At 35.1% G+C, this 14,196-nt stretch carries 16 protein-coding genes; 11 read left to right on the forward strand and 5 right to left on the reverse strand.

The window, feature by feature from the left end; all coding sequences use genetic code 11:
* Positions 1–66: 66 nt before the first annotated feature.
* The 3 genes from HXY53_05255 to HXY53_05265 form a co-directional block, all read right to left on the reverse strand.
* A complete protein-coding gene (locus HXY53_05255) occupies positions 67–252 on the reverse strand; it encodes a ferredoxin (protein NWF75968.1) in 186 nt (61 codons plus the stop codon).
* 138 nt (positions 253–390) lie between these two features.
* Positions 391–891, reverse strand: coding sequence for a ferritin family protein (locus HXY53_05260; protein NWF75969.1), 501 nt, complete (start codon positions 889–891; stop codon positions 391–393).
* 231 nt (positions 892–1,122) lie between these two features.
* Positions 1,123–1,746, reverse strand: a complete 624-nt coding sequence (locus HXY53_05265) for a nitroreductase family protein (GenBank protein ID NWF75970.1) — start codon at positions 1,744–1,746, stop codon at positions 1,123–1,125.
* A 120-nt stretch (positions 1,747–1,866) separates the two neighbouring features.
* On the opposite strand from HXY53_05265, the gene HXY53_05270 reads away from it, so the two are divergent.
* From HXY53_05270 to HXY53_05295, 6 genes are read left to right on the forward strand one after another with little or no spacing between them, the layout of a single operon-like run.
* A complete protein-coding gene (locus HXY53_05270; GenBank protein NWF75971.1) occupies positions 1,867–2,844 on the forward strand; it encodes a radical SAM protein in 978 nt (325 codons plus the stop codon).
* A 38-nt stretch (positions 2,845–2,882) separates the two neighbouring features.
* Positions 2,883–4,097, forward strand: coding sequence for an FprA family A-type flavoprotein (locus tag HXY53_05275; protein ID NWF75972.1), 1,215 nt, complete (start codon positions 2,883–2,885; stop codon positions 4,095–4,097).
* 3 nt (positions 4,098–4,100) lie between these two features.
* Complete coding sequence (locus HXY53_05280) at positions 4,101–4,769, forward strand: hypothetical protein (protein NWF75973.1); 669 nt, start codon at positions 4,101–4,103, stop codon at positions 4,767–4,769.
* Positions 4,770–4,781: 12 nt separating this feature from the next.
* The gene (locus tag HXY53_05285; protein ID NWF75974.1) at positions 4,782–5,276 is read left to right on the forward strand and encodes a rubrerythrin family protein; all 495 of its coding nucleotides are present in this window, start codon (positions 4,782–4,784) and stop codon (positions 5,274–5,276) included.
* Positions 5,277–5,306: 30 nt separating this feature from the next.
* Positions 5,307–6,824: a hydroxylamine oxidase gene (locus HXY53_05290; GenBank protein ID NWF75975.1), complete on the forward strand. Its 1,518-nt coding sequence runs from the start codon at positions 5,307–5,309 to the stop codon at positions 6,822–6,824.
* A 1-nt stretch (position 6,825) separates the two neighbouring features.
* Entirely contained in the window at positions 6,826–7,407 is a 582-nt protein-coding gene (locus HXY53_05295) for a flavodoxin family protein (GenBank protein ID NWF75976.1), read from the forward strand.
* On the opposite strand, the gene HXY53_05300 is transcribed toward HXY53_05295, so the two are convergent.
* Positions 7,404–8,300 carry a lysophospholipid acyltransferase family protein gene (locus HXY53_05300; protein ID NWF75977.1) on the reverse strand — a complete coding sequence of 299 codons (897 nt, stop codon included), beginning with the start codon at positions 8,298–8,300 and terminating at the stop codon, positions 7,404–7,406. The genes HXY53_05295 and HXY53_05300 overlap by 4 nt on opposite strands.
* Before the next feature lie 46 nt (positions 8,301–8,346).
* The gene (locus tag HXY53_05305) at positions 8,347–10,773 is read right to left on the reverse strand and encodes an AAA family ATPase (protein ID NWF75978.1); all 2,427 of its coding nucleotides are present in this window, start codon (positions 10,771–10,773) and stop codon (positions 8,347–8,349) included.
* 681 nt (positions 10,774–11,454) lie between these two features.
* Here HXY53_05305 and HXY53_05310 point away from each other — a divergent pair.
* From HXY53_05310 to HXY53_05330, 5 genes are all read left to right on the forward strand, one after another.
* Positions 11,455–11,889, forward strand: a complete 435-nt coding sequence (locus HXY53_05310) for a type II toxin-antitoxin system VapC family toxin (GenBank protein NWF75979.1) — start codon at positions 11,455–11,457, stop codon at positions 11,887–11,889.
* Between the two features lie 403 nt (positions 11,890–12,292).
* Positions 12,293–12,511 (forward strand): hypothetical protein, encoded by a 219-nt coding sequence (locus HXY53_05315; protein ID NWF75980.1) that lies wholly within the window; start codon positions 12,293–12,295, stop codon positions 12,509–12,511.
* Positions 12,512–12,770: 259 nt separating this feature from the next.
* Entirely contained in the window at positions 12,771–13,034 is a 264-nt protein-coding gene (locus HXY53_05320) for a hypothetical protein (GenBank protein ID NWF75981.1), read from the forward strand.
* Positions 13,035–13,163: 129 nt separating this feature from the next.
* Entirely contained in the window at positions 13,164–13,466 is a 303-nt protein-coding gene (locus tag HXY53_05325; protein ID NWF75982.1) for a hypothetical protein, read from the forward strand.
* Positions 13,467–13,719: 253 nt separating this feature from the next.
* Positions 13,720–14,073 (forward strand): Fic family protein, encoded by a 354-nt coding sequence (locus HXY53_05330; protein NWF75983.1) that lies wholly within the window; start codon positions 13,720–13,722, stop codon positions 14,071–14,073.
* Positions 14,074–14,196 lie beyond the last annotated feature (123 nt).

Below are 14,196 nucleotides of genomic sequence, written 5' to 3' on the forward strand. Positions count from 1 at the left end.
GTTCCTGCTAAGTGGTAAAATTAATAGAGGCTGGACTTGAAAGTCAGCCTCTATTAGTATCCTTAATTACTCTAAGGTTATTGCCTGAACAGGACATGTATCAGCAGCTTCCTGACAATTGCAAGTATCACATTTATCAGGACCGATTACATGAGCCTTTCCATCATCTCCTACTTTGAAAACTTGGGGGCAAATTTCCTCACAAGTTGCACATCCCTCGCATAGGTCTTCATTGATTACAGGCTTTGGCATATAAACATACCTCCTTACTTATAAAATTTAAACTAAAAAACCCTCTTATTTTAAAATTTAAGAAGGAAAAAATCAAAACATTATAGTATAAAATCTCAAAAATTTTCTATATGTTATGCTCCAAAATAAATGTATTTTTTACGCCCAAGGAGTGCCACCATCAACAATACTATGCTCTTCCCACATAAACCAGCTTCCAGTATCCGAGAGAAAAAAATATGTATTTGCAAAAATTTCATAATGTTGCTGTTCTTCCTTTACAAGCCTTTCAAAAAGCGCTCTTTCTTTCTCTGTAGTTACCTCAGCACCTGCATTCTTGTAGAATTCGACTCCTTCCTTTTCCATCTGCATAGCGATCTTAAATGCCTCAAGCTCATCTGAAGTTGCCTCGATCCTTTTAATCATCGAATCTTTCATAGTCTCAAAAATTGTTTTGATATTCCTCATAGGATTCACATCCTGGATAGTGATATCTATTTCTCTAAAAATCTGTGAAAGCATCTGCAAGTGTCTTTTCTCATCTTCAATTATGCTCAACAACATCTTTTTCCCAACAGGATGACTTGTTTTCTCAGCTGCCTGAGTATAAAAATCTATAGCATCCTTTTCCATCTTAATGGATATCTCGATCGCATTCATCTTCTCCTCCTCTACTTCAGATTCAAATTGTCATAAAATAATATATAAGTAAAAAGCTTATACCCCCACCTTATGGGAGAATTTAATATATTACCCACTACCCCTTCCTGTATTAGGACAGGCGTCCCGCCTATCTATATGCATAATCTTACCTCATAGCGGAGATATTCATCTAAAGTTTAATCTTTTTTATCAGTTGTAATCAACTTATTATTCACCTTTGTGGAAGCTTTATTCGAATTTAGCAAATTCTTCAAACTTTCTCCTGAAAGACCTCGGTAGAAGACTGACTCCTTTGTTTAAAATTCCAACAGCTATAATCATAGGTATAATCTTATCTTCTGGAATATTAAACTCCTTTTTAATACACTCTTCATCAAAACCATCCATTGGATGTGTTTCGAGTTTAAGACCTTTTGCTGCAAGCATGAGATTCATAGCAAATAGTGCAGTATTTTTCACAGCAAAAATCTTTCTCTTCAAACTGTCCGGATCACCATATAGCGTCTTTGTCATATTTTCGTATGTCTCACGCATCTCGGCTTTCATATATCCAAGTTCCTGCCAGCTATCAAGCACCCGACCTAAATTTTCCTCTACCCCCTGAGGGTCTGCAATCAGTATCAAAACCACTGAGGCCTCTTCAACCTTCGGCTGATTAAACGCACATTTTCTCAACACTTTTTTTCTTTCTGGATTTTTCACAATAATCACCTTCCATGGTTGAAGGTTGAAAGAAGATGGCGAGAAATTTGCGATTTCTAAGAGTTCTCTTATAACATCATCGGATAATACCTCTTTATCATTAAAAAAATTTATTGAACGCCTTTCTTTTATTGCTTGAATAATATCCATATGTTTCTCCTTCATTGTCTAATATTTAATAATATCCTTTTTTAATATTAACATGGTATGCAATAATGTCAACTTTAATACCAAATTCATATCTATTAAATCCGTTATAATAAATAAAACATGCGAAAACCATCATACATTCAGCTTTATCTGACTTTAAGATGCAATCAGAATTGCAGCTTTTGCTTCAATCAGATAATTCCTAACAGAAAAGATTTTAAAGATATGGATATTCAAAAAGCATTTTATCTCAGTGGATTATTCTCAGCAAACGGTATCTCAGAAATTGATTTATTAGGTGGAGAGCCTTTACTTATTCCATGGCTGATAAGGTTTATTGAGCCTATAATAGGAAATGGCATCAGGGTTAACATCAGCACAAATGGAAGCTCTACCGAGTTTATAGAACAATTTAGAAATTTTGAGACGGATTTATTGAATATAGGCTTTTCTGTTCACGGTCTTTCAAAAACTCACAATGCATTAACAGGTTCAGACAATTTTACAAGAACTATATACGGGATCAAACTCTTGATAGAAGCAGGGAAAATTCCTCATGTAAAAAGCATACTGACACCTGAAAATATAAATGAAATTTTTTCTCTTGTTGATTATCTTATAGAAATCGGCGTTCGGAGATATTACATTATGTTTGAAGATACTATTGGGATGGATAATAATTCACACTGCATTCCTTTCCCTCATTTCTGGGATTTTTATCATAATCTTAAAAAATTCACAAGAGGGCGTTTAGAGATAGGGGCTGTTGTTGCATCAGGCTTTTTATCAGAATTAAGCAATTCTAATATGAGATGCAAAGCAGGAAATGACAAGCTTGCAATACTTCCGGATGGTTCAGTTTTTCCCTGTAATCTCTTTGCTGGATTTCAGGAATTCTGTCTCGGCAATATATTTATTGATAAATACGATAAAATTTTAGAAAACCCTATCATTAACTATTTCAGAAATCATGAAAAAAACGGTTGCATAAATACAAATTGTAAATACTTCATTTCATGCAGAGGTGGTTGTCCTGCTCATATTTATTATTATTCTCGTTCTTTTGAAGGAGGGGACATTCGCTGTAAAAAGAAGTAATAATTAGGTAAAATTAATAAAAAAAAGGGGTGTTTGGAATGAAAGCAATAGAGATCAAATCAGATATTTATTGGGTTGGAGCCATTGATTGGGCAATTCGAGACTTTCACGGATATCTTACACCGAATGGATCAACTTACAACAATTATCTTATACTCGATGAACAAATTACACTGCTTGACACTGTAAAGTATCCTTTTGCAGATGTTACAATAGACAATATTACAAGCCTCGTAGAACCGTCAAAGATAAAAAACATCATAATAAATCATATCGAAAATGACCATATTACAAGTCTTGATAAAATAATGTCTTTGGCACCAGAGGCTTCAATTTATATAACAGAGAGAGGCAAAAAAGGGTTAATCAGATTTTTCGATACATCAAAATGGGATGTCAGGATTGTAAAAACAGGGGATACACTTAACATCGGTAAAAGAAATCTGCTTTTTATTGAGACGCCCATGCTTCATTGGCCTGATTCAATGATGACTTATATTAAGGAAGATAAGATTCTAATCAGTCAGGATGCATTCGGACAGCATCTGGCTTCTTCAGCAAGATTTGATGATGAGTTTATTGATTGTTTTTCAGTATCTGAACTTGAGGATGCTGTAAAAGACTATTATGCAAATATATTGATGCCTTTTGGCATGCTTATTAAAAATAAAATTGAAGAGATTCAGAAACTCGGACTTCAGATCGATATTATTGCTCCGGATCACGGGATTATATGGAGAAAGGATCCATTGAAGATTGTAAATATGTATCTCGATATGGCAGATGGAAAATCAGACCTCAGAGTTTTGATAGTATACGATACAATGTGGCAGAGTACCGAGTATATGACCCTCCCCATCACTCAAGGCATAAAAGATGAGGGCGTCGATGTAAAGGTAATAAAACTAAGAGCAACCCCCTTAAGCATTGCTATTAAGGAATTTTGGAAGGCAAGAGGATGTCTTATTGGTTCTCCAACTTTAAACAACACCTTTTTCCCAACAATCGGAGAGTTTTTGACTTATCTCAAAGGACTCAGGCCAAAAAATCGTATCGCTGGAGCCTTTGGAAGTTATGGTTGGGCAGGTGGAGCTGTAAGAGATATTTATGAAGACTTGAAAAAAATGGGGCTTGAGGTTGTTGAGCCTGGCATTCAAGTTATTTATAAACCATCACCTGATGATAACGATCGTTGTTATGAATTCGGGAAGGATTTTGCAAAAAAAGTAAAGGCTTATCACACAAAGTTTTAAATTATGAATATTGAAATTATTCTCCTTATCCTTGAATCCGTTCTACTTATAGCTACCATAATATTACTCCTTTATAGCCTTAAAGAAGGAAGAGGCAGGAAAAAACTTTTATTGGAGGTAGGAAAGGTAACGAAAATCCTTACAAGGCAGGAATATTTTCTTTCTGTTGTCGATTCAATGACAGATGCAAAAGAAGAATTAATTGGTATTATCACAGGAAGGTCACCAGCAGATGAGGATAAAAAAAGAGTAAAAGATATTTTGCATAATATAGAAAGCCTGTCTACAAAAGGTGTAAAAATAAAATATCTTATGCCAAAGTTTTATGACCGATTACACATAGGATATTTATACTCAAAGGCAGGCGCAGAAGTACGATATAGTATCTGTGCTATAGCAAATAATATACGTTTCATTATTGTTGATGATAAAATAGTAGTCATTGGTATACCGGAAAGTACAGGTGAAAAAGAAGCTACCAGAAAAGGATTCAGAATACCTTCAGAAGGACTCGCTGGCATACTTAAAGATCATTTTTACAGATGCTGGGAGGCAAGCATGCCATATGAGACATTTTTAAAAGAAATAATTCACCAGACTGGTCTTACTCCGAAGCTTATCGGAAAAGAGCTCAAAATAGATGAGCTTGAGAATTTATTAAAAAATAATTAAAGGAGGTATTAAATGTCAAAGACAGAAAAAAATCTTCAATATGCATTTGCCGGTGAATCACAGGCAAATAGAAAATATCTTGCCTTTGCAAAAAAGGCTGAAGAAGATGGCTATAAACAGATTGCAAAACTCTTCAGGGCAGCAGCCGAAGCAGAAACAGTCCATGCCTTCAATCACTTAAGGGAACTTGGCGAGATAAGGAGCACTAAAGAAAATCTTGAGTCTGCAATGAATGGTGAAATCTTTGAATTTGAGAATATGTATCCTGCTATGATAGAAGATGCAAAGGCTGACGAAGACAAAGGTGCCGAAAGGTCTTTTAAATTTGCCAATGAGGTCGAAAAGATTCATGCAGAGCTTTACAAAAAAGCACTTGAGAATATCGGTAAGAATCCTGAAGTTGATTATTTTGTCTGTCAGGTCTGTGGAAATACAGTAGAAGGAGAACCACCTGATAAGTGCCCTATCTGTGGAGCACCGAAAAAAATGTTTAAAAAAATTGAGTAGGAATTTGGCTATTTTTGAAGGGGAATAAGTATGGACACAAAAAAATTGTATCTCTTATTTTTCACAACTTTTCTTCTTTTATACTTGAGTTTAAATAATATTTATGCTGAAAGCATCGAACTTCCTGATAACCCTAAAATAAGTCCTAAAACAAAGGCATGCATTGGTTGTCATACTTTATATACACCCGGTATTGTAAAAGACTGGGAAACGAGCAGACATTCGAAAACAACCCCAGAAGAAGCCTTTAAGAAATCTAAATTTGAAAAAAGGATATCTGCTGAAAAATTAACAGAAAACCTTTACAGCTATGCCGTAGGATGCTATGAATGCCACAGCTTGAACGTAAAAAGCCACAAAGACAATTTTGACCATTTTGGATATAAGGTCAATGTTATAGTGTCTCCATCTGATTGTAGCACATGCCATCCTGTTGAAGTCAGCCAATATTCAGGAAGTAAAAAAGCTCATGCATATGGCATCTTGATGAATAATCCAGTCTATGCAACTATGGTCGATACAATAACAGGATTCAAAAGTTTAGAAAACAATTCATTTGTTTCAGCAAAACCTTCGGAATCCACACTTCACGAGACATGTCTTGGTTGTCATGGAACAAAAGTAGAAGTAAAAGGCTTAAAGAATATCTCGACTAAGCTCGGAGATATATCATTCCCAGATTTAACCAACTGGCCAAATCAGGGGGTTGGAAGGATAAATCCTGACGGAAGCCTTGGTTCCTGTACCGCATGTCATCCCAGACATAGCTATTTGATCGAAATTGCAAGAAAGCCTTATACCTGTGGTCAGTGTCATCTCGATCCTGATGTGCCTGCATGGAATGTATATCGTGAAAGTAAGCACGGAAATATCTATTCCTCGAAATTTAGTGAATGGAATTTCGATTCAGTGCCTTGGGTTATCGGAGAAGACTTCAAAGCTCCAACGTGTGCAACATGTCACAATGGTCTTATTATTTCTCCTTCAGGAAATGTAATTGCTGAAAGAACACATGACTTCGGATCACGTCTATGGGTCAGAATATTTGGGCTCATTTATACACATGCACAACCCAAATCAGGCGATACCACTATAATTAAAAATAAAGATGGTCTTCCTCTACCAGTAACCTTTGGTGGCGAACAATCCTCAGACTTTCTGATTGATAAAAATGAGCAGAAAAAAAGATTTAAGATTATGAGTAATATCTGCAATAGCTGTCACAGTTCTGATTGGATTAACGGCCATTTTGCAAAACTTGACAAAACTATTAAAGAAACAGATGATATGATAAAAACTGCTACAAATTTAATAATAACCGTATGGGGAAAGAAAATCGAGGACAACAAAAATCCCTTTGATGAAACCATAGAAAAGATGTGGATGAGACAGTGGCTATTTTATGCAAATTCCATACGCTATGCTTCCGCTATGACTGGTGCTCCTGATTATACAAGTTTCAAAAATGGCTGGTGGTATTTTGATGAAAACATACAGAGAATGAGGGATTGGATAAAATTCAAAGAAAATAGTGAGGACCACGATTGAGATGAAGATCATCGCATTTCTCGGTAGCCCAAGGGAAGAAGGAAATACAGAGCTGCTGTTACGAGAAACAATTAAAGGAATCGAGGAATCGGGATTCCATGCACACACCTTTCGACTTAATAGCATGAATATAATGCCATGTCAAAACTGTGGGGGATGTGAAGAGACAGGAATATGTGTTTATGATGATGATATGACTCAAATATATAAAGCAATCAGAGAGGCTGACCGTATAATACTCGCTTCACCAATTTTTTTTATAAATGTCAGTGCACAGACAAAAATTATGATAGATAGATGTCAGGCCTTCTGGTGCGAAAAATATCTCCTTAAGAGACATATTCCAGAGGGTGTGAACGGGAGAAGGGGACTCCTTCTGCTTGTCGGTGGCATGAAAGGCAAAATAGGCACATCCGGGCTGGAATGTGCAGAAAAGACCGTAAGAGCCTTTTTCAGAACCATCAGTGTCCCTGAACACAAGACATTAGGTTATATAGAAGTCGATGCAAAAGGTGCAATTTTAAAACATCCCTCTGCTTTAAAAGAAGCATATGAGGCAGGAAAGGAGCTTGTGAAGATTTAAACCTGTTTAACCCTTTTCCATCTGCGGTGGATCCATAGCCATTCAGATGGATGCTTTTTTATATATTCTTCAATATATTCAGAAAATCTTTTTGTATCTTCTTTTAAAGCTTGCTCGCGGTCATTGTTAGTGGATAAAACTACTTCCTTATGAATTACTATCTTATGATTTTTATCTGTTCTATGTATAAATGCAGGCAAAACAGCAGATCCCGTTTTCCTTGCAATAAGAGCTGGCATTTTTGTAGTCCAGGCACCCCTTCCGAGAAAATCTATAACATAGCCTTCATCTGATAGCACAGCCTGATCCATTAATATTCCCACGCAATCATTATTATTTAAAATCTTTAAAATCTTTTTGAGGGCACCCTTTTTATAAATTACAGTATTTCCGTAATACTCCCTAATCTTTTCCACAAACTTATTTAGATAAATGTTATTTAATGACCGTGCAACAACAGCAATTCCCTGAAACTTTGCAGACATAACAATTGCCATAAGCTCCCAGTTACCGCAGTGCCCTGTGACAAATAATACACCTCTGCCTTTTGATTGTGCTGATAAAAAATTTTCGATGCCTTCAATCTCAACAGAATTTACAATTTTTTTACCAAGACCATAATAAATTTTTATTACTTCTGAAAATGATCTACCGAGATTTCTAAAATGCTCCTGAATAATTTTTTCTGCCGGTTTTGAAATTGCTATTGCATTCAATGATAATGTGGTTTTCAAGTTGTTTATAGCAATCTTTCTTCTACTACCCCAAAGATAATAAAGTAAGAGGCCAAGTATTTCTCCAATTTTTAGAGATAATCCATGTGGTAGGATTGCAAGTGGGGAAGAAAAACCTATTATAAAAAAAGCCTCAATTAACTGAAGTAATTTTCTCATTATAAATGTCTTTCAATATATCACATATTAAAACCCCCGGGATCAGTTAAATTTTATCCCTATTCTCCTTTGTTGATTCATCTTCTTTTTCCTTTTTCTTTTCCATCGACTCTGATATTTCTGTAAGACGTTTTACAATAAGATAGTTAACCGTTCCTTCCGGATATGTGCCGTCTTCTCTAAGTTCTCCGCACTTCAAGCCAGTCATTATCTCAAGTCCTTCATCAACTTTCTCTATGGGATAAATGGAAAATTTACCACTTCTGACTGCTTCAACCACATCGTTTTTCAGCATCAGATTTTTTACATTTCTTTTCGGTATAATCACACCGTGACTGTCGTCAAGTCCTTTTAATCTGCAGAGAGCAAAAAACCCCTCTATCTTTTCATTTATGCCACCAACAGGTTGAACCTCTCCGTTTTGATCCATAGAACCGGTAACAGCAATATTCTGCTTCAGCGGGACTCCAGCTATACTGCTCAACAGAGCATAAAGTTCAGCACAGGATGCGCTATCACCCTCAACCATCTCATATAATTGTTCAAAGGTAATTGATGCTGAGAGACTGATTGGTTTTTTTATTGCATATCTACTACCGAGATAGTTTGAGATGATAAGGATTGCTTTTTCATGGATCTTGCCACTCATCTTAGTCTCCCTCTCAATGTTCACTACACCTGCCTTTCCTGCATAGCACCTCGCTGTTATCCGGGATGGTTTACCAAAACTGTAATCACCAAAATCAAGCACTGCAAGCCCATTAATCTGCCCTATCTTTTCTCCCTCTGTTTCAACAATAATGGTCCCGTCCAGAATCATTTCCCTCAAACGATCCTCAATCTTACTATTCCTGAATATCCTTTCATTAATCGCCTGCTGAACATGTTTTTCGGTCACAACTGTGCTACCCGATTTCGATGCCCAATAACTTGCCTCTCGCAGGATATCAGTTATATCACTAAAACGGGTAGATAATTTGTTCTGATTCTCGGCAAGCCTGGAGCCTGTTTCAACTATTTTTGCAACCCCTGTTGAATCAAATGGAAGAAGCTTTTCTTCTCTACAGATCGTAGCAATAAAAGAAGCATATTTCTGAATATTCTCATCAGTCCTGTTCATTCTGCTATCAAAATCTGCCTTTACTTTGAAAAGTTCCCTGTATTCTTCATCAAGGTTGTAAAGGAGATAATATAGATAAGGATTTCCGACAAGTATAACCTTTATATCAAGTGGAATAGATTCAGGCTTTAGTGTTGTTGTAGATATTAACCTATATTGTTCCCACACATCTTCTATTTTCAGTTCTTTGTTTCTGATAGCACGTTTTAATGCATCATATGCAAATATATTCCTTAAAAGGTCAAGAGCATCTATAACGATGTAGCCACCGTTTGCTTTATGGAGTGAACCTGCTTTGATCATTGAAAAATCTGTTAACGCAATACCGTACTGTATCTTATGTTCTATTCTTCCAAAAAGATTGTAATATGTTGGATTGCTCTCAAATATGCAAGGTGCCCCTTTGCAATCCTTATTGTTTACAAGAACATTTACGGTATATCGTGTAAAAGTTGGCTCTGCCTTAGGTAGTTTCATGAATGGTAACTGCGGAGTCTGTTCTTCTTGAAATTTAAAGTCATCAAGGTGTTCCAGAATATCTTCTTTAACATCCTCAAGATATGAAGTAATCCTTTCATATTCTTTAAACTCATTTTTGATTTCATCTATCAGATGCCCAACAGCAGAAAGAGCTGCCTCTTTTTCAAGTTTTGCAACAGCTTCTTTCACCAACTTTTCGGTTTCTCTTATGACACGCACAACATCATTGAGCTTTTCCTGCAATGTCTTTCCTGTTTCGTCCAACCTTTTTCTTGTTTTTTCATCAAGTAATTCATATTCCTCTTCAGTAAGAGGTTCTCCTGTCTTCCTGACAGGAACAATTATCAATCCACTTACTGTCTTTCTGAGGGAAAATCCCTTTTCTTGAGCTTCCTGCTCAAGGCTGCTGAATACCTCACGTTGTTTTTGTTGCGATGCCTCTATAATCTTATTTTTCTGTTTCTCATATTCTGTTGATTCAAAAACCTTTGGTATTTCTGTTCTTAAAATCTTTATCATTTCATCCATACTTTTTTGAAATATAATGGCATCACCTGGCTTCATAGAGATAGCTACAGGTGAATCAGGGTCTTTAAAATTGTATAAATAACACCAGTCATGAGGCACAGGCTCACTCAGGGCTTTTTGTGCAAGAAATGACTTTACAGTAGTCATTTTGCCTGTGCCATGTTCACCCAGAATGAAAATATTAAATCCACTACTATCCAGACTAAGCCCAAAATCAATAGCATGAAGCGCCCTTTCCTGCCCTATTGTATATTTCATGTCAGGAAGTTCATCTGTTGTTTTAAATTTAAAGATTTCAGGATCACAGAATTTATAAAGCTGATCGAATTTTAATTTTTCAACCATTAATTTCCTCCATGCATAATTTATTCAACCTTATTATTTCTTATAATTTAAACAGTTTACATGGTTTTTCTAATCGTTTCAACTAATCATATAATCATCCACTTAATCTGAACTGGTCAAGGATGGGGGGAATGCTTGAAAAGTGCATGCGATCCTTTCAAAAATGGTATTAACATTGAGTTTTCTTATATCTTCGGCAAGAAGGCGATAATGTATCTAAGAGACTTAAATCTGCGGGCATGTTATAAGCAGGTAAAGATGGATACATAAGGTTGGTTGAGGTTCTGAATGGGTTGATTGATGAAGTAACATAAACTATTAACCCGAATAATGCAATTGAATAATGCATTTTTCGGATTAAGTATCTCTTGATGATGTTAGCTTGAGATTCTTGAAACAAGGTTAGGGTAACATTATGGATATGATATGACTACAACCAATTAACAATGTGTATATAATTCCATAAAATACACATGAAAGGAGGTGATCAGAATGAGTAATGCATTGAAAATGAGGAAACAGTTTATTCTTGATTCAAAAAAATTAAATCTGTCAGAGAAATTACAAGGGCAAAAACAGACACAGAAGCTGTAGACAAGGCATTAGATCTTGTGATATCAAACAGCAAAATAGAGAAAATGCTTATGTAAATCAAGGGCAAGGGCTGTATAAAAGACGTTTATGGTAGATTACCTCACTAAAGTTATCATTGATACCTCGATATACATTCCCTTTATTAATTCAGGAATTGCACATCCTGTACTTAATCTTGAATATAAACCATTGTTTTATATGAGTGCAGTAGTTGTTGAGGAGCTTTATGCAGGCGCCTTTGATAACAAGTCTATTAAATGTTTAGACAGGATGTATGAAACTTTTGAAGATATTGGTCGCATAGTTGTTCCAGAGGCATCTGACTGGCAAAAAACAGGAAAGGTTATTACCAAGCTCGGCCAGAAATATGTCTTTGAAGAAAAATTTTTATTAAAAATAACTAATGATGTTTTGATTGCCCTTTCAGCAAGGCGAATCGGAGCAGTTGTAGTCACATCTAATGTAAAAAATTTTTTAAGGATAAAAGAGTTTATAGATTTCAAGATGTATGGCGAAATTTGAAAGATAATATGGGAAAAGTATATAAAGACAAAAAATCAAAAGGATGTGCTTTATGCAAGCCGCATAAGCATGGATGGACTCCAAAGAAGAAGATAAAGATCATTTTCATTGAAAAGTAGATGGACAGGGAGATAAATAAAGTAATCGGTAGTTCATCTAAGGAATAATTGTCTCTTGCATGAACAGAATAGTTTTTGAATGAATAACACAAACTTACATAAAAATCATTCTGCCCTTCAAGCCCACAACTGCCTTAACTCCTTAATAAATTTATACAATTTTATATGTAGTATAATAGATTGAATGTTTTTTAGTTATTTTATATAAATATAGCAATTATTTTATTGACATTTATAAATAATAATTATATATTTTGAACATAATTTTAATATTTGGAACATTTATGAAACAGGAAAGCAGGCATGAACGGTTTAAAAGAATAGCATCTAAACGTACTAACGAGATTCTTGAGAAGATAAGAATACTCGGAAATTGTTCGAATAAGAGTTCTTATGAATATACAGAAGCAGAGGTCAACAAAATTTTTAACGGGATTGATAAACAATTAAAACTGACAAAGGCAAAGTTTCTGGCATGGAAAAAGGAGAGGTTCAGGCTATGAAGAAAAAGGGGTAATAACTTTGAGTTACAAGAGAAAAGATAAATCAAAACAGCAAATATTAATGGTAAAAGAAAGTTTGTATAGCACTCCAAAGACAATTTATAAATATAAAGAAAAATTTGGAAAGAAGTAGATATTTCAAGATACCAGGCACAAAAATTGATTTATAACATAAAGCAATTAACGAATTACAGAAAAAAAACTTGCACAGAATCCAAGAGATAATATTTAGTTGGAAGTTTTAAAAGAAGGAGGAGTGATGGAACCTTACTTTGTAGAAATTAAAGATTATGAAACACGAGAAAGTGTAATTGTTGATATGGAAGGACCTTTTCATCCAGAGGATGAAAGAATCGGTGAACATATATATGGAGCTATACTTTTGATCGATGGTATTCCTTATCATTTTGAAAAATACATTCCTACAAAAGAAGAACTTATAACCTTTCAAGAAGAAAATGAGGGAGAATCACGGTTATCAGAGGGCAAATTTCTCTATAGACTTGTACCATTTACAAAATAAACTGGTTATCGCTACACGAGATAAATGATTATCAATTTCTACAAGTATTTTTTTGACTGCTATGACTTCCATGAAATAAATGGACATATCCAAAGACAAGTAGGAAATACAAATAAGGAGGTTATGGGGATGGAAGCATCGTTTTTATTGAAAAGAGTAGGCATAAATCCTGATGAACCTGTACTTTTGATTACTGCAGGAGAAGCGTTGGAAAATCTTTTAGAAGCAGTTAATGAATATTATCCTGACTTAAAAATAGACAAAATGAAGAAAGAAGACATTATAGCTTTACTTGATAGTTATAAAGATTGCGTTGTTCTTTATCATCCTGAAGCTTATCATCAAGAACGAGGTGCGTTATTAAAAAACTTTGAAATGTTAAAACGCTATGGATTAACTGATGATGATTATGATTCTTTAGATTTCTATTGAAAGATGAGGAAAATAATTGTTCAAATCTCTCCATCACAAGACGGAATGACAAAGTATAGATTGGCATATAGCTCTCTTACTTGCATAGTAAATGTTTGCAATTAAAAGACAAAAAGCATGATAACGGAAATTAAAAACATCCTCAATAGAATTGACTCAATCAAATTTGACCTTGACGGTTACCGTCCTTTTTCAGAACATGTTGTAAAACAACTGAAAGACTATTACCGCATTGGGCTGACATACACATCCAATGCAATCGAGGGCAATACGCTTACAGAGTCGGAAACAAAGGTTATGCATAACAATAGGTGGGAAATCCCTGAGAGAACATTATGAGGCAATAGGACACGCAAAGGCTTATGACCATATTTACACTCTGATGGGCAGGCCGATATCAGAGGAAGATATTTTGTTTCTCCATAAGCTCTTTTTTCAGCAGATAGATTTTGAGAATGCAGGCAGATACAGACAGAAAAATGTCATCACCACAGGAACCGATTATCTGCCTCCTGATTATCAGGAAGTTCCTGAACTGATGAAAAAGTATATTGCGAATTTAAATACGTATGTTGAAAATAAACACATCCTTGCTAAAAAAGAATAATGCAGACATTGCTCAATAATTTCTTTAACTCGATAGGTATCGAAAAATAAATTTTCTCACAACATCTGCATTATTCATCCGTTTAAATACTATGTCCTGTCTATATCTTAAAAATTCATGAAT

It is taken from the genome of Nitrospirota bacterium, assembly GCA_013388455.1.
Lineage (GTDB): Bacteria > Nitrospirota > Thermodesulfovibrionia > Thermodesulfovibrionales > SM23-35 > JACAFF01.

What these genes read in the sequence shown, in the direction of transcription:
- HXY53_05300 (NWF75977.1), bottom strand. Translation starts at nt 8,300, where the DNA reads ATGAGAAAATTACTTCAGTTAATTGAGGCTTTTTTTATAATAGGTTTT.
- HXY53_05260 (NWF75969.1), bottom strand. Translation starts at nt 891, where the DNA reads ATGAATGCGATCGAGATATCCATTAAGATGGAAAAGGATGCTATAGAT.
- HXY53_05285 (NWF75974.1), top strand. Translation starts at nt 4,782, where the DNA reads ATGTCAAAGACAGAAAAAAATCTTCAATATGCATTTGCCGGTGAATCA.
- HXY53_05265 (NWF75970.1), bottom strand. Translation starts at nt 1,746, where the DNA reads ATGGATATTATTCAAGCAATAAAAGAAAGGCGTTCAATAAATTTTTTT.
- HXY53_05315 (NWF75980.1), top strand. Translation starts at nt 12,293, where the DNA reads ATGAAACAGGAAAGCAGGCATGAACGGTTTAAAAGAATAGCATCTAAA.
- HXY53_05290 (NWF75975.1), top strand. Translation starts at nt 5,307, where the DNA reads ATGGACACAAAAAAATTGTATCTCTTATTTTTCACAACTTTTCTTCTT.
- HXY53_05275 (NWF75972.1), top strand. Translation starts at nt 2,883, where the DNA reads ATGAAAGCAATAGAGATCAAATCAGATATTTATTGGGTTGGAGCCATT.
- HXY53_05320 (NWF75981.1), top strand. Translation starts at nt 12,771, where the DNA reads ATGGAACCTTACTTTGTAGAAATTAAAGATTATGAAACACGAGAAAGT.
- HXY53_05310 (NWF75979.1), top strand. Translation starts at nt 11,455, where the DNA reads ATGGTAGATTACCTCACTAAAGTTATCATTGATACCTCGATATACATT.
- HXY53_05295 (NWF75976.1), top strand. Translation starts at nt 6,826, where the DNA reads ATGAAGATCATCGCATTTCTCGGTAGCCCAAGGGAAGAAGGAAATACA.
- HXY53_05305 (NWF75978.1), bottom strand. Translation starts at nt 10,773, where the DNA reads ATGGTTGAAAAATTAAAATTCGATCAGCTTTATAAATTCTGTGATCCT.
- HXY53_05325 (NWF75982.1), top strand. Translation starts at nt 13,164, where the DNA reads ATGGAAGCATCGTTTTTATTGAAAAGAGTAGGCATAAATCCTGATGAA.
- HXY53_05330 (NWF75983.1), top strand. Translation starts at nt 13,720, where the DNA reads ATGCAATCGAGGGCAATACGCTTACAGAGTCGGAAACAAAGGTTATGC.
- HXY53_05255 (NWF75968.1), bottom strand. Translation starts at nt 252, where the DNA reads ATGCCAAAGCCTGTAATCAATGAAGACCTATGCGAGGGATGTGCAACT.
- HXY53_05270 (NWF75971.1), top strand. Translation starts at nt 1,867, where the DNA reads ATGCGAAAACCATCATACATTCAGCTTTATCTGACTTTAAGATGCAAT.
- HXY53_05280 (NWF75973.1), top strand. Translation starts at nt 4,101, where the DNA reads ATGAATATTGAAATTATTCTCCTTATCCTTGAATCCGTTCTACTTATA.